Annotated in this window: 19 protein-coding genes; 3 read left to right on the forward strand and 16 right to left on the reverse strand. The window is 62.9% G+C overall.

Annotated elements, in window-relative coordinates:
- Positions 1-173 precede the first annotated feature (173 nt).
- Positions 174-812: an NADH:ubiquinone oxidoreductase subunit N gene (locus tag QBK88_RS07030; protein WP_277961476.1), complete on the forward strand. Its 639-nt coding sequence runs from the start codon at positions 174-176 to the stop codon at positions 810-812.
- A gap of 71 nt (positions 813-883) precedes the next feature.
- On the opposite strand, the gene QBK88_RS07035 is transcribed toward QBK88_RS07030, so the two are convergent.
- From QBK88_RS07035 to QBK88_RS07070, 8 genes are all read right to left on the reverse strand, one after another.
- Complete coding sequence (locus QBK88_RS07035) at positions 884-3364, reverse strand: TonB-dependent siderophore receptor (RefSeq protein ID WP_277961477.1); 2481 nt, start codon at positions 3362-3364, stop codon at positions 884-886.
- Between the two features lie 152 nt (positions 3365-3516).
- Entirely contained in the window at positions 3517-4491 is a 975-nt protein-coding gene (locus QBK88_RS07040; RefSeq protein ID WP_277961478.1) for a FecR family protein, read from the reverse strand.
- Positions 4481-4981: a sigma-70 family RNA polymerase sigma factor gene (locus tag QBK88_RS07045; RefSeq protein ID WP_277961479.1), complete on the reverse strand. Its 501-nt coding sequence runs from the start codon at positions 4979-4981 to the stop codon at positions 4481-4483. Before QBK88_RS07045 ends, QBK88_RS07040 begins: the two co-directional genes overlap by 11 nt.
- 143 nt (positions 4982-5124) lie before the next feature.
- Positions 5125-5595, reverse strand: a complete 471-nt coding sequence (locus QBK88_RS07050; RefSeq protein WP_277961480.1) for an SRPBCC family protein — start codon at positions 5593-5595, stop codon at positions 5125-5127.
- Between the two features lie 25 nt (positions 5596-5620).
- Positions 5621-9004, reverse strand: coding sequence for a non-ribosomal peptide synthetase (locus QBK88_RS07055; RefSeq protein ID WP_277961481.1), 3384 nt, complete (start codon positions 9002-9004; stop codon positions 5621-5623).
- A 15-nt stretch (positions 9005-9019) separates the two neighbouring features.
- Entirely contained in the window at positions 9020-9949 is a 930-nt protein-coding gene (locus QBK88_RS07060; RefSeq protein ID WP_277961482.1) for a diiron oxygenase, read from the reverse strand.
- Positions 9946-10719: a DUF3050 domain-containing protein gene (locus tag QBK88_RS07065; RefSeq protein WP_277961483.1), complete on the reverse strand. Its 774-nt coding sequence runs from the start codon at positions 10717-10719 to the stop codon at positions 9946-9948. Before QBK88_RS07065 ends, QBK88_RS07060 begins: the two co-directional genes overlap by 4 nt.
- Positions 10720-11421: 702 nt before the next feature.
- A complete protein-coding gene (locus QBK88_RS07070; protein ID WP_277961484.1) occupies positions 11422-12111 on the reverse strand; it encodes a GntR family transcriptional regulator in 690 nt (229 codons plus the stop codon).
- Positions 12112-12459: 348 nt separating this feature from the next.
- Between QBK88_RS07070 and QBK88_RS07075 the strand changes: the two genes are divergently transcribed.
- Positions 12460-12828 (forward strand): helicase, encoded by a 369-nt coding sequence (locus tag QBK88_RS07075; RefSeq protein WP_277961485.1) that lies wholly within the window; start codon positions 12460-12462, stop codon positions 12826-12828.
- An 80-nt stretch (positions 12829-12908) separates the two neighbouring features.
- On the opposite strand, the gene QBK88_RS07080 is transcribed toward QBK88_RS07075, so the two are convergent.
- The 6 genes from QBK88_RS07080 to exbB all read right to left on the reverse strand — a co-directional run bounded on the left by QBK88_RS07080 (position 12909) and on the right by exbB (position 19616).
- A complete protein-coding gene (locus QBK88_RS07080; RefSeq protein WP_277961486.1) occupies positions 12909-14309 on the reverse strand; it encodes an aminoacyl-tRNA deacylase and HDOD domain-containing protein in 1401 nt (466 codons plus the stop codon).
- A gap of 80 nt (positions 14310-14389) precedes the next feature.
- On the reverse strand, positions 14390-16465 hold the full coding sequence (gene recG, locus QBK88_RS07085; protein ID WP_277961487.1) for an ATP-dependent DNA helicase RecG: 2076 nt from the start codon (positions 16463-16465) through the stop codon (positions 14390-14392).
- Complete coding sequence (locus QBK88_RS07090) at positions 16462-17394, reverse strand: hydrogen peroxide-inducible genes activator (protein WP_158152791.1); 933 nt, start codon at positions 17392-17394, stop codon at positions 16462-16464. The genes recG and QBK88_RS07090 overlap by 4 nt, the downstream gene beginning before the upstream one ends.
- A gap of 93 nt (positions 17395-17487) precedes the next feature.
- Positions 17488-18231, reverse strand: a complete 744-nt coding sequence (locus tag QBK88_RS07095; protein WP_277961488.1) for an energy transducer TonB — start codon at positions 18229-18231, stop codon at positions 17488-17490.
- Complete coding sequence (exbD, locus tag QBK88_RS07100) at positions 18228-18653, reverse strand: TonB system transport protein ExbD (protein WP_277961489.1); 426 nt, start codon at positions 18651-18653, stop codon at positions 18228-18230. Before exbD ends, QBK88_RS07095 begins: the two co-directional genes overlap by 4 nt.
- Before the next feature lie 3 nt (positions 18654-18656).
- Positions 18657-19616: a tonB-system energizer ExbB gene (gene exbB / locus QBK88_RS07105; protein WP_277961490.1), complete on the reverse strand. Its 960-nt coding sequence runs from the start codon at positions 19614-19616 to the stop codon at positions 18657-18659.
- Positions 19617-19803: 187 nt separating this feature from the next.
- On the opposite strand from exbB, the gene QBK88_RS07110 reads away from it, so the two are divergent.
- On the forward strand, positions 19804-20652 hold the full coding sequence (locus tag QBK88_RS07110) for an SDR family oxidoreductase (RefSeq protein WP_277961491.1): 849 nt from the start codon (positions 19804-19806) through the stop codon (positions 20650-20652).
- A 64-nt stretch (positions 20653-20716) separates the two neighbouring features.
- Here the strand turns inward: QBK88_RS07110 and QBK88_RS07115 are convergent, their stop codons facing one another.
- Both QBK88_RS07115 and QBK88_RS07120 read right to left on the reverse strand, forming a co-directional pair.
- Positions 20717-21457, reverse strand: a complete 741-nt coding sequence (locus tag QBK88_RS07115) for a hypothetical protein (protein WP_277961492.1) — start codon at positions 21455-21457, stop codon at positions 20717-20719.
- A gap of 64 nt (positions 21458-21521) precedes the next feature.
- Positions 21522-21902: a RidA family protein gene (locus QBK88_RS07120; RefSeq protein ID WP_008366837.1), complete on the reverse strand. Its 381-nt coding sequence runs from the start codon at positions 21900-21902 to the stop codon at positions 21522-21524.
- Positions 21903-21904 lie beyond the last annotated feature (2 nt).

Consider the following 21904-nt stretch of genomic DNA (forward strand, 5'->3'; position numbering starts at 1 on the left):
CCCTGCCGCTTATCCGTTGCCCCCCCGATTTCAATGGCGTTGCCAGCAATTGCCGCAGCCTGTCCTATGCTCTGATTCATGGGGTTCATGTGGTCTGCCCAAGACCGCGCGGCGGCATTCACGCGGATTCTTTCAGTCATCACTGGCCCCGGGTCAATGGGATGATAATAACTATGAAAGATTCCTATGCTCCTGGCTTCTGGTGCGCCACCTCGGCGCTCGGCTTGATCACTGCCACCTACTTCTATGGGGTCATCGAGGCCCATCAGATCGAACGTGCCCTGGTCTTCTTCAATAGCGCACTGTGGTTGATCGGCGTGCTGGCGCTCGCCGTGCTGGCCTGGTCCGCCCATGAAAACGCGCTATTGAAACGGCGACGGCAAACCCAGGGCCATACCCTGGTCCGCATCTGGGACACCAAGGTTGCCCTGCGCAAGGTCGAAACCGTGTTCGACCGCTATTTCTGGGGCAATTACTGGCAACCGGGGCGTACCTTCCAGGAGGTGATGGGCGACCTGGCGGGCACGCCCCTGGAGAAATCCCTTGAAGCATTGAAGCTGCAATGCCAGGTACTGGATGACGAGATTCACGACAGCCAATGGCACTGGCTGGACGATGCCCGCGAGCTCTCCAGCGTGGCCACGGCCCTGGCACGCCAGCGCTACCTGCTGGACTTCTGCGACCCGCGCACCAGCATCAAGGCCAGCGCAGGGGTCGACCGGGAGATGGAAGTGCTGGTGTACACCTGGTCGACCCGCTTGCGAGCCTTTGACCACCAACTGGATGCGCTGGAGACCGAGTACAACGTCTGAACATCGGCGTTGGCCCTGGCGCGGTCAGGTCCGCTGCTTTATAGCGGACCTGACCGCGTCACAACTCCCCGTCAGAACTGGTAGCTCAAGGTAGCGGCGACGTTGCGCTCTTCGCCCACGTAGCAGAAGTTCAAGCTGGCACAGGTGGCCACGTAGTGTTCGTTGGTCACGTTGTTGGCATTGATGCGCAGGTCCAGGCCCTTGAGGCCCAGCTTGCCCAGGTCGTAGCCCACCGACGCGTCGTACAGGGTATAGGCCGGCACTTTCTCGGTATTCTCGGCATCCGCCCAGCTGTAACCCACGTAGCGCACGCCCGCGCCTAGGCGCAGGCCGTCAAGCGCACCGCTGCTGAATTTGTAGTCCGCCCACATGGAGGCCATCTGGCGTGGCGCCTGGGTGGGTGAGTTGCCTTTGTTCTCGATGATGTTGTCGGCGGTACTCAGGGTACTGACCATCGACTTCGAGTATTTCAGGTCGGTGAAGGTGTAGCTGCCCAGCAGTTTCAGGTTGTCGGTGACTTGCAGGTGGGCCTCCAGCTCCACACCCTGGGAACGCACCGCGCCGACGGCACGGTAGAAGTTTTCCTGCGGCAACTTGGTGGCCAGGTTCTCCTGGTCGATGCGGAACACCGAAGCCGTGTAGAGGTTCTCCGAGCCTGGTGGCTGGTACTTCAGCCCCGCTTCCCATTGCTTGCCATCAGTAGGCGGCAAGGGATTGCCGCTGGCATCGGAGTAGGAGTTGGGGTTGAACGACTCCGAGTAGCTGATGTAGGGCGCCAAGCCGTTGTCGAACAGGTACAGCACGCCCGCGCGGCTGGTCAGCTTGCTGCGCTGGTCGCTGATGGTAGTGCCGAGGGGGCGGTTGTATTCGGCGATGCGGTTCTCGTCCGAGGTCTTCACCCAGTCCTGGCGCACGCCCAGTGAGAAGCGCCATTTGTCCAGCTTGATCAGGTCTTGCAGGTATACGCCGGTCTGCTGCAGGCGGCGAAGGTAGCTGGTGGGGCTGTAATAGCTGATGGCCGAATTGCCGTACACCGGGTTGAAGGCATCGATGGGTGCCAGTGAGCCACTGGTCCAGTCCACCACCGTCTTGCGCCGCTGGTAATCCACGCCTAGCAGGGTGGTGTGCCTGGCGGCGCCGGTGAAGTACTCGGCCTGCAGCATGTTGTCGATGATGAACGAATGCAGGCGTTCGCTGGCGCCGGAGTAGTAGCGGTTCAGCTCGTTGCTGGTGGCGCTGGTGTAGCCGTAGCCGTAGACCTGGTCCAGGTCGACCTTGGAGTCCAGGTAACGGAAGTTCTGCCGCGCGGTGAATACGTCGTTGAAGCGGTGCTCGAACTGGTAGCCGAATGACTGCTGGTCACGGCTGTAATGGTCGACGCCCGGCTCGCCCTCGAAGTAATGCTCGGAGATGCGCTGACCGTTGCGCTGGTGCAACAGGCCGTCGGCGGGCAGTCCGCCGTGGTAGCCGCCTTCCGGGTCGTGTTGCAGGTAGGCCTGCAGGGTCAGCGAAGTATCCTCATCGAAATCGATGCTCAGCGTGGGCGCGATGGCGTAGCGTTTTTCTTCATTGTGGTCGAACTGCGTGTCGGACTCGTGAGTCAGGCCAGTCACGCGGTAGGCAATGCGCTTGTCGTCATCCACCGGGCCGCTGAAGTCGAAGCCCACGCCATGCTGGCCCTGAGTGCCGACGGTGGCCTGTATCTCGTGGTAGGCCTCGTACAGCGGCTTTTTGCTGGTCAATGCCACCAGGCCACCGGGGGAACTGCGCCCGTAGAGCACCGATGAGGGGCCTTTGAGAATATCGACCCGCTCCAGGAAGTAGGGGTCGATCTGCATAGTGCTGTAAGTGCCGCTGTCGCCCATGGACTTGAGGCCATCGATGTAGATGTTGTCCACCGAGCCGTCGTTGAAGCCGCGCATGGCCACGTAGTCATAGCGATGCGTAGCGCCATAGGGGTTGGTCAGCACGCCAGGGGTGTAGCGCATGGTCTGGGCGACGGTCTGCGAGCCCTGGTCGTCCATTTGCTGGCGGGTGACTACCGATACGCTTTGCGACGTTTCCAGCAAGGCAGTACTGGTCTTGGTGGCGATCTGGCTGTGGGTGGCGTTGTAGCCGTCCATGCTGCCCAGTGCGTTACCCAGTGCAAAGCCGCGTACGTCGGTGGAAGGCAGCGCCATGGCTTGGTCCTGGGTGTCCTGGACCACGAAGCTGGCGCCGTCGCTGCTGCTGGCCTGCAAGCCGCTGCCGGCCAGCAGGGCGCTCAAGCCTTGACCGACGCTGAACGTGCCGTGCAGGCCCTGGCTCTGTTTGCCCTGAGTTTGCGCGGGGGTGGCGGCCAAGGTGATGCCGGCCTGGCGAGCAAACTGATTGAGGGCTTCGCCCAGCGGCCCGGCAGCAACGTCGTAGGCGCGGGTGGCGGCCTGTGCGTCCTGGGCCGCGGCTGCCTGGGCTGCCAGGGGCAGGGCACCCAGGCCAAGGGCGGTAGACAGCAATGCGGCGCGCACGGCGCTGGGCAGGGAAAGCGGAAGCGATGAGGTCTTGCCGGTCATGATGCGGTTCCGAGCGTGGAAAGGGGCTTGAACGGGTTAATTACTGTCCAAGCCGAACGGGCCGGCGAAACCCGCCAAAAAAGTTGGGGGCCATAGCCCCCTTCAGCACCGAGCTGCCATGAAGACATTGGCTGGCATGGGGCTTGGGGAGGCTACACCGACCTTTCCAGGCGCACCCAATAGCGGGTGCGGCTATGCAGCCGCACGGGCAGGGTCTGGGGCAGCAGGGCCAGGAGCTTGTCGGTGTCGTCTAGACGAAACACACCCGACAGCCGCAGCCCGGCGATGTCTGCGGCGCAACTGAGGTAGCCATGGCGGTAGCGGCCCACTTCTTCGAGGAAGGCTTGCAAGCGCATGTCGCGGGTCACGATCAGACCGTCGGCCCAGGCGCCCATGTCCATCTCGGGCGCAGCAACCTGCCGAGCGCCGGCGCTGTCGACTTGCCAGCTCTGGCCTGCTTGCGCCCAGGCCAGCGCGCCGCCTGAGGCCGGGTAGATGGCCACCTGACCGCGGGCGACGGTCATGCGGGTGCAGCCGTCCTGTTGGCGAAGGGCGAAGCGCCCCTGGGAGGCTTCGAACAGGCCATCACGGTTGTGGACCCGCAGCGGCCGGCCTTGCGGGTCTGGCTGGCAGGTCAGCAGTATTTCACCGTGCTTGAGGCTGAGCAGGCGTTGTTGCGCGCTGAAGCGCAGGTCAACGGCGCTGCGGGTATTGAGCTGCAGCTGCGAGCCGTCCGGCAGGGTAAATGTGCGGCGTTCGCCGACGCCGGTCGCGTAATCCGATGCCCACTGCTGCCATTGTTCCAGGTCTTTGCCCAACCACCCGGCACCGCCCACCAGGGAAACCACCCCCAGCAATTTCAAGGCTTGGCGCCGGCCAAGGCGCTGGGCACTGTTTTCCAGGGCCAGGCCGGCACCGGGTACGGCGCGGTAGTGGCCGGCCACTTCCTGGGTCAGCGACTGAATGCGCTGCCAGGCCAGCTCATGACGCTGGTCTGCCGCGCGCCACGTGGCGCATTGGCGCTGTACCCGGGCGCTACCGCCGTCATTGTTCAGGCGCAGCATCCAGTGAATGGCCTGGCGCACCATCTGCGGGTCTGGCGCAGGGCCGCCGGGGTCACTGTTCATAGCGCAGCAGGTAGCAATGGAACAGGGCATCAGCCACATAGCGCTCCACCGAGCGCAGGGACACGCCCAATTGCGCGGCGATATCCTTGTGGGGCATGCCTTCGCACTGGGATAGCAGGAAGGCCTTGCGCACCTTGGGCTTGAGCCCGTCCAGCAGGCGCGCGATTTGTTCCAGCAACTCCAGTAGCAAGGCGCGGGTTTCCAGGCTCGGAGCTTCGGCGGCGGGCAGGTGAGCGATGGTTTCCAGGTAGGCGCGGTGCAGTTCTTCGCGGCGCCAATGGTCGATCACCAAGCCCCGGGCGATAGTGCGCAGGAACGCACGGGGGGCGCTCAGTTCAAGGCGTTCAGTGCGTTGCAGCAGGCGCAGGAAGGTGTCCTGGGCCAGGTCCGCGGCATCGGCCGCGTTGCCCAGGTGGCTGCGCAGCCAGGTGTTGAGCCAGCCGTGATGGGCGCGGTAAAGCGAACCCACGGCAAATTCTTGGGAGGACATAGGATGCGCCGCGCAAGACTGCATGAATGATAATTAGTCTTATTTTCATGAAGCCTTGTACATTTTGCAACACTGGCTATACACAAGCTGGGGTGTGGGACCGGTTGGGTGGCCAACTGGTCCCACAGGGTTAGCGCTTCGGGTTAGCTGAACAGGTTGCGCACATTGTTCATGGCGTCATCCGCGAAGCCTTGCAGGAACGCCTCGAAAGCCGGCAGGGCCTGGGCGCCGCCCTCCCAGGGCTCGCCCTGGATGGTCCATTTTGCTTCGCTGGTGTTGTCAGGTTTGGCCGTGACCTCCATGGCTGCCCACAGGTTGCCGATGTTCAGGGTGGTGTAGATCAGGCTCCAGGTCATGCGGCGGGCCTGGTCATCGTGGCTGTTGAGTTGCTCGATGACGATGTTCTCGCCGTCGCGAAAGAACTTCTTGCGAACCGAGCGCACGCCGCTGCCGGTCATTTCGATGCGTTCCAGGGCCGGTATGAATTTATCGAAGCCGGCGAAGTTGCCCACTACTTTCCAGACGCTGTCGGCAGGCGCGGCGATGTTGACCACGGCGGTGACGGTGCAGCCCTGAGGGTTGCGTACAAGGGTATCGGGGGTCAGTACGTTCATGGTGTTTCTCCTTGGGTAGGGTGGTTCAGATGAACTGGATTTCTTTCAGGTACGCGCAACCCTTGCGCAGTAGCGCCGGAGTCTTGCTGGGGTAGCGCTCGCCCATGCGTTGCACGCCGCTGCGGGCATTGCCATGGTCGATGCGCGAGATGTCGCCGATGTCTTCCTCGAAGCCATCCAGGTAGAAGCCCAGCACCCCGAACAGGGCGTTGTCGGCGTCCACGCGGCCCAGTTGCCGTTGCCACTGGGCCACGCTGACGAGCTCGAAGTCCCGGCCCGCTTCGCGAAAGGCATCCACATAACTGGCCCAGCTCAGCGGTTCAGGGTTGTGCAGGTTGAACACCGCCCGCGCCGGTTGGTAGCGGCTGGCGTGGAAGGCCAGGAAGCGCGCGAGGAAATCCACCGGCATCAGGTCGAAGTTGAGGTCCAGCGCTGGCACCTGGCCCAGTTGCAGCGAGCCCTTGAGCATCAGCATCAGGCGGTTCTTGTGGGGCTGGCAGACCCCGGTGCGGCTGTTGAAGGTGATGTTTCCGGGCCGGTAGAGGTTGGCCCACACCCCGGCCTCCCGGGCGCGCTGAATGATTCGCTCGGCCACCCATTTCGACAGGTTGTAGCCATTGCGAATGTAGATGGGCGGGGTATCGGCCGGCGGTTCTTCCAGCACGTTACCGTTGGCGTCGACAACGCTGGAGGCCGATAGGGTGGAGACGAAGTTGAAGATCTTCTTGCGCCGCCCTTCGCACAGGCGCAGGCAATGGAATACCGGCTCGACGTTGGTGGCGGCCAGTGCATCGTAATCCAGCACGTGGTTGACCTGCGCTGCGTTGTGAATCAGCGCGCCGTAGTGGGCGTCGATTTCTTCGTACAACGCGTCGCTCAGCCCCAGTCGCGGTTGGGTGATGTCAGCGGCGTGTACCCGCACCCTGCTGAGGTCAAGGTGTTCCAGCCGGTTCTCCACCAGCGCCTGTTGGAAACGCTCACTGGCGCTGAGCCCCGGTTGGGCCCTGACCAGGCAGGCGACCTCGCTGGCCCCCCACGCCAACAGGGCCTGGACGATGTGCACGCCCAGAAAGCTGTTCGCTCCGGTCACGATGACCTTGTGCACGTCGCCCATATGTTCGACGGGCAAGGGTGTGAGGTTCAGTTCGCGGAATGCATCGGCCAGTGCCCGTGGGCTGACCTGGCGCACCTGGTCCTCGACGCCATCGACCAGTTCGGCAAGACGCTTGAGGGTGGGGTGCTCGATAAAGCGGTTGATCGGAATGCCCGTGCCGAAACGCTCACGGATCTGTACCAGCATCTGCGACAACAAAATGGAGTGGCCGCCCAGGTTGAAGAAGCTGTGATCAGTGCCGATGGCCTCGGCAGGCAATTCCAGCAGTTCGCTCCACAGGGCCAGCAGTTGGGTTTCGGTGGCATTGGCCGGCCTTTCGTGGGCTTGGGCGTGGGCTTGAGGCAGGGTGAGCAGGGCTCGGCGGTCGACCTTGCCATTGGCGGTGGCGGGCAGCACGGTCAGTTCGGTGTATTGCAGTGGCCGCATGTAGTCGGCCAGGTGGGCCTGGGCATGGGCCTGCAGGTTGGCCAGCGCCTGCCCGTCACCTGCCCGGGGCTGGGCGACGAAGGCCAGTAGCCGGTGTTGTGGGTCGACGGCCACGGCTACCTGGGCGAACTGGCCACTGGCACGCAGGCAGTGTTCCACTTCTTCCGGTTCGACCCGAAAGCCGCGGATCTTCACCTGGTTGTCACGCCGCCCGCTCAGGACAATGCCCTGTTCAGCCCATTGGCCCATGTCGCCGGTGCGGTAGGCCGCCAGGCTACGCCCATCGGGAAGGTTCAGGGTGACGAAGCGCTCGGCGCTCAGTTGCGGGTTGTTGAGGTAACCCAGGCCCACACCGGCACCGGTTATGTAGAGCTCGCCCGGTGTGTGGTCAGCGACGGGCCAGCCCTGGTCATCGAGGATCAGCAGCTGGGTATTGGCGATCGGCCCACCGATCTGCCGCGGGTTGTCGCCAGGGTGCATGCGCCGGGTAGTGGCAAGCACCGTGGTTTCGGTCGGGCCATAGATGTTGTGGAACTGGCAGCGGCCGGCGAAGTTCGCCAGCACCGCCGGCTCGCACACGTCACCGCCCGTGATCAGGTGCTGCAAGGCCAGGGGCGCTGTGGGCGGCAGAATACTCAGCAGGGCGGGGGGCAGGAACGCGTGGCTGACTTCCTGGGCATTGAGCAGTTCGATCAATTGCGCGGGGTCGCGGCGCTGGTCCGCGGTGGGCACTACCAGTGTCGCTCCCGCGGCGAAGGTGGGCAGGATGTCGAGCAGCGAGGCATCGAAACCAATGGTGGAAAATTGCAGCACACGGCTGTCGTGGGTGAGTTCCACGTGCCCCCGGTACCAGGCCTGGAAGTGGTTGAGGTTGGCATGGCTGAGCAGCACGCCCTTGGGCTGCCCGCTGGTGCCGGAGGTGTAGATGGCCACCGCGGGTGACTGCCCTTGTACGGGCTGGTCGAACCAGTGGCTGCCGGGAGCGGCAGGTTTGATATCGTCCACCCGCAGCGCCTGCATGCCGTCGAGGCTGAACGGCGCCGGCCCGCTATGGAGCAACAGGCTGGCCTGCGCATTTTCAGCAATGGCGCGCAGGCGCTGCGAGGGATGACTGGGGTCCATCGGCAGGTACACGGCACCGCTGCCGAGCACCGCCAGCAGGCTGGCGTAGAGTTCGACCGACTTTTCCAGGCACACACCGATCACCCCTCCGCCTGCCGGCAGGGCGGCACGGATCGCTGCCGCCTGCTGCTGCAACTGGGCATAACTCAACGCGCTGTCGGCCAGTTGCAGCGCCGTGCGCCCGGCATTCAGGCGCAGGCTGGCGTGCAACTGCTCCAGCAGCGACGGCAGTTGTTCATCCAGCAGGTGTGGCACGTTGTTCTGGCTCAGGCGATGTTCGAACGCCAGCGGTTCGATTGCATCGAGGCCTTGTTGCCGGCCCAGCCCTGCTGCGTCGCACACGGCCCGCTGGGCGAAGTGCTGCGGATCGCGGGAAAAGCGGGTGATCTCCAGGCTCATGCGCTCCAGCAGGCTTTGCTCGACGCTGGCACGCAGTGCTTCGCCATTGCCCGCTGCCGATGCTGCCAGCGCCTGGCAGATGACCAGGCGCTGGGCCTGGGCCGTGCCGGCCCAGCATTGCCATTGCACCCGGGGAAGGTTGCCGCTGCCCGGCTCCAGGCACAGGCGCAAACCCAGGTGCAGGCAGCGAGGCGGGGTAGCCGGAAGGGCCTGGCCACTGCCGTCCTCGATGAGCACATCGGGCTGTTCACAGGTCGGGCTTACTTGGTGCCCATACTCTTGCAGTACCGTGCCGAGTGCATGCAAGGCACGGCTGGAACCATACAGGATGATCTGCAGACGTTTCATTGTCTTCTCCTTGAATCAAGCCAGGTAGGCGGCCAGGGCATCGCTTACGCAAGGGCTGTCGAGCATCGAACTGCCTTTGAAAAAGCGCAGGATGTTGCCCAGCAGCGGGTGTTGAGCGTTGATCGGAAATGCCAGGCTCTGGGCTTCTTCGCCCAGGGCCCGGCGCACGGTCGGGTCGGGGTGCAGGTGCTCGATCAAGGCCAGGTCGAAGGCTTTCTGGATGTCATTGGTCAAATAACGTTCGATAAACACTGGCAGCATGCTGGCCAGCGCTGCCCGGTCGCTGGCGCAGGCGCCTTGCCAGTAGATGCGCACCAGCCTCGTCCAGAAGGTCGAGTGGCGGCCTTCATCCAGCAGGTGGTCGGCCATCAGGCCCTTGACCGAGTCCTTGACCGTGTCGTCGCGAGCGAACGCAGCCACATCGTTGGTCAGGGTGTTCTCGGCGATTGCCACGCAGATCAGTTCCGCCGCTGGCCGCAGTGCCGCTGGTACCTGCGCCAGCGCCGCTGGTATCGCCCTGCTGAGCTCGATCTCGGCGGGCAGGGCAATGGGCTCGATGCCGGTCAGTTCGATGGTCTGCTGCATGAAGTCCATGGCCACCAGTGCGTGGTAGTCCTCGTCCACGACCACGGTCATCGCGTCGTAGCGGCAGGCAAAGGGGTAGTCGAGGGGAAAGCGCCCGCGGGCGATGCTGCTGGCCGTGCGGTTGACGATTTCAGTCTCGAAAATCACCACGTCATGAATGAATTTGTAGAGGCTTTGCACCAGGGCGAAATCGCGCTGGTGCGGGCACTCCCGCAGAAATGTGGCACCCAGCACCAACGGCTGGCGGCTGAGGGGGTAGATCAGGCGCTCGTCGTCTTCCACACGCCGTCGCGGACGGGTGCGAATGGTGGCGCGGTCTTCCCACGCGTCGGCGAATGAGCGGTAGTCGGCGGCGTTCATGCATTCACCTCGGCCCCGGCTTTCATGCTGACGCGCAGCCTGTCCCACAGGGCCATGCGGCTGTCGATGGCAGCGATGGCGGCTTCGTGCGCTTCGGCCAGGCGCTGAGGGTCATCGCCGGTCAGGCGGTCCAGCAGTGACTGGGCTGCGGGGCCGTGGTCATCGGAGTCGACTTCAATGTGGCGCTGCAGGTAATAGCAAAGGGTGGGGGCCTGGTGTTCGGTAATACCCCAGTCATCCAGCAGGCGCTGAAACATCTGGGGGATCACGCTTTCCCGGCCGTGCAGGAAGGCCGCGGCCACGGCATGGGCGGGGGCATGCAGGGCGGTTTCCAGCGTGTCAGTCACGAAATGGATAGCCGCAGGGTCGGTATTAACGCTCTGCAGGGCGGTCCGGTAGTGCACGCCCTCGGCCTGCAGGGCCACGAATTGCTGGACGGGGCCGGTATCCGCGCCTATCTCGCGCATTGCATCGAGATAGAGTTCGAAATGGCTGTAGTGCCCATTGTTCAGGCGCTCATCCGATTCTTCGCCCAGTACGATTTCGTTGATCAACCGTGCCGCCTTGGCATCTGTCGGGGGCAGCCACGGCAGGTTCACACAAGTGAGCTCCCGCTGCAGGCGCTTGGTCAACGACATGAAGTCCCATACCGCGAACACATGGGTTTCCATGAAACGCTGCAATACGGGCAATGAATTGATTTCGCCAAATATCGGGTGGGCACTCAGTTGGTTTTTCTTTTGTACGAGCACATCAATTTGAAAGGTCATGGCGCTTCCTTAAAGTTATTAACGATGAGTTGAAACTTCTGGCTATCGCTTTGCGTGCTGCTTGAACAATTCCGTACCGTGGCTGGTCGGATATAAACTTATGCCCGTTGCAGCGTTGGCTGCCGGGGAACTGCCCCGCCAGTGCTAATCAAGTTAGACCAGGTTTTATCTGTATTTCAAATAAAATCGTTAAAAAACAATAAGTTATGTTTTTAAGAGAAATAGGGGTTCGCTAAAACAAGCGCAGCAAGTTTTAGAGGCGCAAGTGCTCCCCTTTCGACGTTTTATAGTCAAAATAAATAAAAATGAGTGAATGCCTCACTCAGAGCACTCAAGTAGGTGGGTGGCTGCTGTCTTATTGATTCAGGGCGGTGCCCGTGGTTTACGCTCCTGCGTGGGTGACGATGTGATGATCCGTTACTTGAAAAGAACCATTCACGGCCATTGGCCAGTGCAAGAGTGTGCGCTAAAAAGCCGATTTTCCATCGGCGCGCGGTATCAGGACATGAAGTCGAGGAGGAGGGCGAGGAAGCGGGCGACGGCACTCACCCGGGAATGGGCGCATTCCTGGGAAAAGAGCGTGATAAATGAGAGCGGTTCATGAAGCGCCGGGCAGCCGGGACGCCGTGGGTCCGTGGCCTGGAGAGCAGGCCGCGAACATCAGCATGGGTTGCCCTTGACGGGCAGCCTCACCCGGCACGGTTATGCCGAGGCGCGGGTTTCGAGGTAGTGGCGAATAGTATGCGAAGCATTGGCCAGATGCTGTTGCAATATGCCCACGGCCAGGTCCACGTTGCGCTCCTGGACCGCGTCGACCAAGGCTATGTGATCATCCTGGGTAGGTTTGCCAAGGCCCATGGAAGACAGGTGAAAACGCAGGAAGCGTTCTTCCTGGTTGAGCTCCTGCTCGATCATGCGCAGCAGCTTGCTGTTGTTCGCGCCGGCATACAGTGCCATGTGAAAAAGGCGGTTCAGCCGGCCGAGTTCGGCCGGGTTGGTCTCGGTATCGAGTTGGTCGATGCAGTATCGCGCCTCGGCAAGGTGCGCCTCGGTCAGGTTGGGAACCGACTGGCGCAGGGCCTCGGTTTCCAGCAGCAGGCGCAAGTCGTAGGTTTCAGCGGCATCCTCGTCGACCAGCGGCGCCACCACGGCACCTTTGTGCATGACAACCTTGAGCAGTCCCTGGGCTTCGAGCTGACGCAATGCTTCGCGCACTGGCATTCGGCTGACGCCGAACAGCGTTGCCAGTTCCTGTTGTCGTACCGCGGTGCCCGCCGGTAGTCGGCCGTCCACGATTGCACTTCGCAATTTTTCCTCGATGACCGAGCGAGCAAGATGGGCGGGCACCTGCTCGCTGACCAGAATGGAGCTCAACGGCTTTTTGGCTGTCACGATTGGCTTACCTGATCATAATTGTCACAAAATATGTGTGGGATCCGAAAAAAGGCTAGTGGTCCCACTAATGCCTGTCAAACCCGTGAGGTCATCCCTGCGTGGTGCTCACGAGGGAAGGGTGCGACCAGAGTTCGCGTGCTTATCGTGACGGAGTTGCCGGGACAATGGAAGGTGGGGGCGGGCGCAGTTTGTTGCGGGCTTAGACAGCCGGCGATGTCACGATATGACCCGCTAAAATCGAGGAAAATCAGCGATGTCCGCAGGCTGGTGGGTTTTATATGGTGATTGTGCAGGATCTCGGTAAACTGCCGCGATCGTCATCCACTTCTATTTCGAGGCGTGTACATGAAGTTTCGCTTTTTGCTTTGGGCCATGGGGCTGTTGATGGCGCGGGCCAGTCGCAGGAACCCGGCGTTCGCTCAGCAACTCAAGGACCGCGACCTGGTATTTCAGTTGCAGACGCTGGATGGCAAGGTGGCCAGGCACTTCATCGTCAAGGATATGGGCATCACCAGCAAAGGCGGCAAGGTGGACGCACCGGCCTTCGCGATCGCGTTCAAGGACGCGGCATTCGGTTATGAAACGTTGCAGGCCAAGAACAAGCAACTGGCCTTCATGCAGGGTATTCAGGACAAGACCATCCAGATCAAGGGCAACCCGGCTCTGGTGATCTGGTTCCAGGGCATCATGAAATACCTGAAACCGAAGAAGTGAAGCGGGTTCTGCCCAACGACCTGTCGCCGCAGCTGTGTTTCCGGGAGCTGACAGGCCAGCTCCCGCAGCATTGACAGGCGTCAGTGCTGGTTGAACTGCGCCGCCAGTTCGCGCAGCATGACCTCGGCGTCCAGCACCTTGGTGACCACATCCTCGGCCTTTTCACGGCTAAGCCCCAGACGCTCCAGCAGTTCATCGGGAATGCCCTCGTCGGCACCCGAGCCGATACCGCGGCTGCGCAACAGGCGCACCGCCAGGCATACCAGGTTGGGGTACTGGGCGTAGTCGCCATCGTAGCCAGGGTCGTGCTGGAAGCGCAGGGCGTTGGCCAGCTCGTCGGGCATGTCCCAGAACCGCATCAGCCAGGCGCCGATCTGCTCGCGGGTGATGCCGAGCAGGTGCTGTTCCACGTAGCTGTGGCACAGGTGCGGGTTGACCTCCAGGTGGCGGCAGATCAGCGAGAAGTGCGGCGGGAACACATGGGCCAGCAGCAGGTAGCCAAAATTGTGCAGCAGGCCGGCCAGGTAGGTCAGCCCGGTTTCGGGCCGCTGTGCCCGAGGAATGGCGCGGGTCAGGCCTTCGATGACGGCGGCGGTATAGATCGACTGCTGCCAGTAGGGCGTGGCGTGCTGCGGCTGGTCCTTGGGCAGGCTCAGGGTCTTGCCCAGCGCCAGGCCCAGGGCCAGGTTGATGACCAGGTCAAACCCCAGCACGCGGACGATGGCGTCTTCAACCGAACGAATCTTGCCGGGCGACGCGTAGTAGGGGGAGGCCGCCCAACTGACCACCTGTGCCGCCAGCGCCGGGTCTGTTTCGACCACACCCGTGATATCGTCGATGGTGGCGTTGGGGTCCACCCGTAGTTTGATGATTTTCTGCGCGGTTTCCGCCAGGGGCGGAATCTCGATGGTGGCCTCCAGCCGTTGCTGGATACGCCGTGCGGTGAACACTTGAACGGCCTGGGTGATTTCCTTGCGGTCATCGTCGGGGCGGTTGAGGTTGGGGCGTATGCTGGTCAGCAGCACGCCGAAGTTGCCGGCGCTGGCCTTGTTCAGTACCTTCCTGAAGTCGTCGCGGCCGATCTCCAGCCAGAGGCCGGGTTCCCCCGAGTTCACCAGCAGGTCGCTCTCTTCCACCAGCCTTTCGTCGTACAGGCACGGCGAGCTGGTGAGCGTTGGCAGGCCGGGCAATTGCTTGAGGTCGTGCTTGGCCAGCATTCGCGTCATGCGGTCCAGCGGCACTGCGGTCAGCTTGCGGCCGGTGAGTTCGGCCAAGCGGTCGAGATCCAGCAGCTGATTCTGCGGAAACAGCACCATCAGTGCGCCAACGGCGTCGTTGAGCAGCACCGCCTGGACCTTGCGCGCAGGGTTCAGGTGCGGGTGGTCGAGCACCTCGCGATAACTGATTCCCAGCTTCCCCAGCATATCCTGAATGACAGACGGGGTGTGGGGGGTCGCGGTGTCCAGGGCAACTTCAGTCATGGTCTGTATCCATATTCCTACATGGCCGACAGTATACCCAGCTTGCGCTGCAAGCTGGTTCGGTCGTGCCAAGTCTTTTTTCAAACCTGTCCATATTGTTGGCCATGCCGGAGCCAGCGTTCCAATAACGGGTCGACGTGTGCCGGCCATTGCGAGAGCAGGGTCTGGGCCGCTTCTCGTACGGCTGGAAGCAGATCGGCGTCGCGCATCAGGTCGGCTACCTTGAACTGTAGCAAACCTGTCTGGCGGGTACCGAGCATCTCTCCGGGGCCGCGCAACTGCAGGTCTTTTTCTGCGATCACGAAGCCGTCATTGGTTTCACGCATGATACCCAGGCGCTCGCGGCCGATCTGCGACAGGGGCGGGTGGTACAGCAGCACGCAGTGACTCGCGGCGCTGCCACGGCCGACGCGGCCACGCAACTGGTGCAGTTGCGCCAGGCCAAGCCGTTCGGGGTTCTCGATGATCATCAGGCTGGCATTGGGCACGTCGACCCCCACCTCGATCACGGTGGTTGCCACCAGCAGTTGCAATTCGCCGGCCTTGAACAGGGCCATGATCTCGGCTTTCTCGGCGGGCTTCATGCGCCCATGAATCAGGCCGACGCGCAGTTCGCCCAAGGCGCTGGTCAGCTCCTCGAAGGTGGTTTCGGCGGCCTGGCAGGTCAGCTCCTCCGATTCTTCGATCAGGGTGCATACCCAATAGGCCTGGCGGCCCTCGGCGCAGGCGGCGCGCACCCGTTCGACCACCTCGACGCGCCGGTTGTCGGCCACCAGCACGGTATTGACCGGGGTGCGGCCGGGGGGCAGTTCGTCCAGGACCGAAGTGTCCAGGTCTGCGTAGGCACTCATGGCCAGCGTGCGCGGGATAGGTGTGGCGGTCATGATCAACTGGTGCGGGCACATGCGTCCTCCCACGCCTTTCTGGCGCAGCGCCAGGCGCTGCTGCACGCCGAAGCGGTGCTGTTCGTCGATGATCACCAGGGCCAGCTTGGCGAATTTCACCTCTTCCTGAAACAGCGCATGGGTACCGACCACCATGGGGGCGCCGCCGGCGATCTGCTCAAGGGCGGCAACCCGGGCCTTGCCCTTGAGCTTGCCGGCGAGCCAGGCCACTTCTATGCCCAGGGGTTCGAGCCAGCGCTTGAAGGTAATGAAATGCTGTTCGGCGAGAATTTCGGTAGGGGCCATCAGGGCCACCTGATAGCCGGCCTCAAGCGCCTGCAAAGCCGCCAGCGCCGCGACCACTGTCTTGCCGGCGCCGACGTCGCCTTGCACCAGGCGCAGCATGGGTTCGCGTTGGCTGAGGTCGTAGGCAATTTCCTTGCCCACCCGCTGCTGCGCGCCCGTTGGCTTGAAACCCAGGTTGGCCAGGTATTGTGCCGGCAGGCGCTTGGCCTTCGGCAGGGCCGGCGCGCGCAAGGCCCGCAGGCTTTCGCGCAGGCGTTGCTGGGACAGCTGGTGGGTCAACAGTTCCTCGAACGCCAGGCGGTGCTGGGCCCAGTGATGGCCCACGGCGAGCTCTTCCAGGTCGGCGTCTGGCGGCGGATGGTGCAAGTAACGGATGGCCTGGTCCAGCGGCGCCAGCTGGTGTTCACGGGCCAGTTCCGGCGGCAGCCAGTCTGGCAGACTCCGCGGGCCCAGCATGGCCAGGGCCTGTTGCGACAGCTGCCGCAGGCGTGCCTGGGTCAGGCCTTCGGTGGTGGGGTAGATGGGCGTGAGGTTCTGTTCCACGGGCACCGGTTCGTCGCCGGTCAGGGCGCGGTATTCGGGGTGGTAGATTTCCAGGCCCGAGGCGCCAGGGCGCGCTTCGCCATAGCAGCGCAGGTGGGTACCGCGCTTGAGGGCTTCTTTCTGGGCATTGCTGAAATGGTAGAAGCGCAGGCTCAACGAACCCGTCCCGTCGCCCAGGCGCACCAGCAGGCTGCGGCGCTTGCCCATGGCCACGTCGGCGCCGCTGACCACCCCCTCGATCACCGCATCCTGGCCGGGGCGCAGGGCGCCAATGGGCACCACGCGGGTGCGGTCCTGATAGCGCAGCGGCAGGTGGAACAGCACGTCCTGAAGGTTCTCCAGGCCCACCTTGGTCAATTTCTCGGCCATGGCCTCGCCGATGCCCTTGAGGGCGGTAACCGATACCTGGGACAGCTCGGTCATGTCGCCACTTTACTCAACGGGGTTGGCTTGGCCACGGAGCACAGGCGGATGGAGTCGGCCAGGATCTCGATGGCTTTGGGCCGCGGGAAGCTGGCGCGCCAGGCGATGGCCACGGTGCGGAATGGCGATGGCGGGGTCAGCGGCCGGACATCGATCACGCCGGGGGCGTAATGGTGGCTGTGCACCGCTGACAGCGGCAGTATCGAGACGCCCAGGCCGGAGGCGACCATGTGGCGAATGGTTTCCAGGGAGCTTGACTCCACCGTCGTGTGCTTGGCGCCCTCGGTACCCTTGACCAGGGTAGGGCATGCCTCGAGCACCTGGTCGCGGAAACAGTGGCCTTCGCCGAGCAGCAGCAGGCTCTTGTCGTTCAGCAGCGAGGCGTCGATGGTTTCCTTGTGGGTCCATGGGTGCCCGGCAGGCATCAGCACGTAGAACGGCTCGTCGTACAACGGCAACGTCAACACATCGGCCTCGTTGAACGGCAGGGCGATGATCACTGCGTCCAGTTCGCCATTGCGCAATTTGTCGCGCAGGATGTGGGTGAAGTTTTCTTCGATGTACAACGGCATCTGTGGTGCGACACGGTGCAGTTGCGGAATGAGGTGCGGGAACAGATACGGGCCGACGGTGTAGATGGCACCGACCTTCAGGGGCGCAGTCAGCTGGTTCTTGCCGGCCTGGGCCAGTTCGCGGATGCCCTGGGCTTGTTCCAGGACCTTCTGCGCCTGGGCAACGATACCTTCGCCGACCGGGGTCAGGCGCACGGCACTCTTGCTGCGCTCGAAAATCAGCACGCCCAGTTCATCTTCGAGTTTCTTGACCCCCACCGACAAGGTCGGTTGGCTGACGTGGCAGCGCTCGGCGGCATGGCCGAAATGCTGCTCCTGGGCGAGGGTGACGATGTAGCGCAATTCTGTGAGAGTCATAACGTGCGTCCATGAAGTTGCGAGCCCAGCATAGCGGCTGCAATCGATAGACGCACGTTATCAAGGTTGCATCTGTATGTCAGAAACAGATATTCATCTTTTGTCCAGCGAGTAGACGAACGGCGCAACCACTTCCAGGGTGCCGTTGTTCAGCAGTTCCTTGGGCGGCGGCGGCAGCGGCTGTGCCCGACGGATCATCTCCAGGGTGGCGCGGTCCAGCGCCGCACTGCCCGAACCACCGGCCAGTTCGAACGACAGCACCTTGCCTTCGCCATCCACCACGAAGCGCAGGCGGTTCACACCCTGCAGGCCACGGCGACGCGCGTCCTCGGGGTAGCGCTTGAACTTGGCCAGGTGGCGCAGCAGGTCGCCTTGCCAGTTTGGCAGGGCATTGCTGTTGGACGGCAGCTGAGGCTGCGCGACGGGTGCCTTGGGTGCCGATTCCTTCGCGGGTGCGGTGTCGACGACTTTTTCCGACGGTGGCGTTTCCTGGGGCGGTTCCGGCTTCTTCTCAGGCTTGGGCGGCTGTGGCTTGGGCTTGGGTTTGGGCTTTTCCTGCTTGGGAATCGCGATGGTCGGTTTTGGCGCCTCGGCCAGTTTTGGCAGCGGCAGTTCTTCAACCGGGGTGGGCGGCGTCGGTGGCGTGATCACCTTCGGCGGTGGTGGCGGTGCTGCTTCCGGCACCGGCGCCAGTTCCACCATCATCGCCTGTGGAGGCATTTGCGGTGGTGGTGGCGAATGCCAGTTGAGCGCCAGGGCGATGGCCAGGGCATGAATCCCCAGCACCACCGCCAGACTACCGCCATAACGCGTCAGCTTTTGGCGCGCTGTGATCATTTCTTCCCTACCGTCTCAAGGCCCACCAGGCCGACTTTCAGGTAGCCAGCGGCACGCAGCGCGTTCATCACTTCCATCAGGTCGCCATAATCGACGCTCTTGTCAGCCTGGAAGAAGATGGTGGTGTCTTTCTTGCCCTTGGTCTTGGCGTCCAGTACCGGGCCCAGCTGGGTGCGGTCAACCTTGTCATCGCCCAGGTACAGGCTCTGGTCGGCCTTCACGCTGAGGAACAGCGGCTTCTCCGGCCTGGGCGCGGGCTTGGCGGTGGAGGCGGGCAGGTCGACCTTGATGTCCACGGTAGCCAGCGGTGCTGCGACCATGAAGATGATCAGCAGCACCAGCATCACGTCGATGAACGGCGTGACGTTGATTTCGTGGTTCTCGGCGAGGTCGTCGCCACCTTCGTTGAGGTGCAGACCCATGGATTAACCCACCTTCACCATGTGTGGCTGAGCGCTGCGCTCGCCTGGCTGGTGGTCCAGGTCACGGCTGACCAGCAGCAGTACCTGGGCGGACGCATCGGAAACCTGAGCCTTGTAGCCGGCGATGGAGCGGGCGAAGACGTTGTAGATCACTACCGCCGGGATAGCGGCGACCAGGCCCAGTGCCGTGGCGAGCAGCGCTTCGGCGATGCCGGGGGCTACTACCGCGAGGTTGGTGGTCTGGGTTTTGGCGATGCCGATGAAGCTGTTCATGATGCCCCACACGGTACCGAACAGGCCGACGAACGGCGCGGTGGAACCAATGGTGGCCAGTACGCCGGTGCCGTTGCTCATGTTGCGACCGCAGGCCGCTACCAGGCGCTCCAGGCGGAAGCTGACGCGTTCCTTGATACCTTCCTTCTCGCGAGCGTTGGTGGACAGGTGCATTTCTTCAAGCGCGTCATGCACCAGCAAGTGCGCCAGGGTACCCGGCTTGCTGGCCGATTCGCTCGCGGCCGCCAGGGTAGTGGCCTTTTTCAGCTGGGCGATCTCGCCACGCAGCCGGCGCTTGGCGCCGAGCAGCTCGAAACCTTTGGCGATCCAGATAGTCCAGGTGATGATGGAGGCGATAGCCAGACCGATCATCACGATTTTGACGATAATGTCGGCATTCTGGAACATGCCCCACGGCGACAGGTCATGGCCCAGCGTGAAGCCGGTTTCCACGGCGGGTTCACCTGCAGGCTCATCCGCTACCGGGGTTGCAGCCGCGGCGTCCACCGGTTGCACCGCAGCGTCCTGCACAGCGGGTGCAGCGGCAGTGGCGGCAGTCGGTTGATGGGCCTGGGCAGCTGGCTCATCCGCGAAAGCGGCCGGGGTCAGCGCAAGGCCGATGACCAGCGCGGCAATACCACGCCATGGGCGAGTGCGGGTTGGCGAAGCGGAAGGTTGATTCTGAGTCATGCTGGCCGGACCTGAGAGGAAATTGAGTTGATGTCCTTCGAGGCCTCGAGAACAGGCCGAGAACAAAATGGGCGATTATTATTGCAAGTAATTCTTGTTAACAAAAGCGATACGGTGAACTTTTTCCGGGTTTAGTGGCATTTTGGCCACCGGGATGAGCCTAAAGTCTTGATTCGGGAGAACTTCCATGTCTGCCCCAAATGTTCTGATTGTCGGCTGCGGTGATGTCGGCGGGCGCCTCGCCCGGCAGATGCTCGCGCAGCAATGGCAAGTATTCGGCTTGCGACGCGATGTCGCGCGGTTGCCCGAAGGGGTTGTTCCTGTAGCCGGCGATCTGGCCGAGCCAGGCTGCCCGGCGAGTTGGCCCCAGGGTGCCATCGACTATGTGGTGTATTGCGTCGCCGCCCAGCAGCATGACGAGCCGGGGTATCGTGCCGCTTACGTTGAGGGGCTCAAGCGCGTCCTTGGCTGGCTGAGGCACAACCGGCAGATGCCCCGCCGACTGCTTTTCGTCTCCAGCAGCAGTGTCTATGCACAGGCGGCGGGGGAGTGGATCGATGAATATTCACCCACGGAGCCAGTCGCCTTTTCCGGGCGCCTGATGCTGGAGGCCGAGCAAGTGGCCAGGGAAAGCGGGCCGGCCACTGTGGTGCGCTTGACCGGCATTTACGGGCCGGGGCGCGAGCGCCTGCTGCAGCAGGTACGCCAGGGGTACCGGGTGCCTCATGAGCCGGCCTTGTTCGGTAACCGTATTCACAGTGACGATGCCGCAGGGCTGCTTGCCTTCCTGTTGATGAAGGATGCCCAGGGCATGCCGGTGGCGGGCTGTTATCTGGGCGTCGACGATAAGCCTGCGCCCTTGGCCGAGGTGGTGGACTGGTTGCGGGCGCGGCTGGCGGTGCGGGAGTTGGGGGAAGAATCGACGCTGCGGCGCAATGGCAACAAGCGTTGCAGCAACGCCCAGGCCAGGGCTTTGGGCTGGGTGCCGCGCTACCCCAGTTATCGCGAGGGGTATGAAGCTATTCTCAACGGCTGAACCTTGCAGCGTTCCTTGTGGAACCGGCTGAAGCGCGGTCCCACAAGGCGCTGGGGGGGCGTGGTTATTGCTTCTTCAGCAACCAGCGACGCTCGCCGGCCTTGAACTGCGGCATTTCATCGGCCTGGGCCTGGTTCACGACCTGGAAGATCTCCAGTTGCTTGCCATCACGCTTGAAGATGAATGGCGCGCCCTGCTTGTTACGTTCGATCCACATACTGTCCTGGCCACCGGTCATGGTGGCGCAGTCGCCGGCCAGGCACAGGGCGTAGCGGTCGGCACCGGGGAAGCCCGCCAGTTGGCCATCCGCCAGGAAGCGTACATTGCTGCCTTGGCCCGGGCCTTCGACGATCGTCCATTCACCGCCCATGTAGGCGCCGTATAACGCGCGTTCGAAGCTGCTGCCCACGGGAGCGTTAGGCTCGGCAGTGGTTTTCAGCCTGTTGAAGACCTGCTTGGGGCCAGCTTTGTTGGCCTCCACTTCCAGCTCGTCATCGCTGACGGTGGTCATGTCTTCGGTCAGCGAGCCCGACAGGGTGACGGTCCATTTGCCTTTGCCCAGCGGTTGCAGGTTGCCCTGGCCCACTTCGAAGCCGTTGCTGAAGCTGGCCTGGTTGGCCTTGCTGTTGAGTTGCCATTCCAGCGGTTGGTCGTTCTTCGGCATGGCCTGGCGCAGGCTGATGCCTTTGGCGGCGGCGTCGATGACTTGCTGGTTGATCCAGACCCCGCTGGGGTCGACATTGCTGTGACTGGCGCAGCCGCTGAGCAGCGCGGCCAGCAACGGCAGGACAAGCGCGTGGCGCATGGGGAATCCTTCCGGAAATAGGGCAGGGGACCGGCGAGGCGCGGGCGCGCCTCGCCGTGAAGGTTTACTCGACGACCAGGATGGCGTCCATTTCAACCTGTGCACCGCGTGGCAGTGCGGCCACGCCGATGGCGGCGCGAGCTGGGTAAGGCTGTTCGAAATAACGGCCCATGACTTCGTTGACCTTGGCGAAGTGGCTCAGGTCAGTCAGGAAGATGTTCAGCTTGACGATGTCCTTGAACGAACCGCCAGCAGCTTCGGCCACGGCTTTCAGGTTTTCGAACACCTGCACGGTCTGGGCTTCGAAGCCTTCCACCAGTTCCATGGTCTTGGGGTCCAGCGGAATCTGGCCAGACATGTAGACGGTGTTGCCCGCCTTGATGGCCTGGGAGTAGGTGCCGATGGCCGCCGGGGCCTTGTCGCTGGTGATAACAGTCTTGGTCATTG

Source organism: Pseudomonas sp. RIT-To-2, assembly GCF_029623465.1.
Lineage (GTDB): Bacteria > Pseudomonadota > Gammaproteobacteria > Pseudomonadales > Pseudomonadaceae > Aquipseudomonas > Aquipseudomonas silvicola.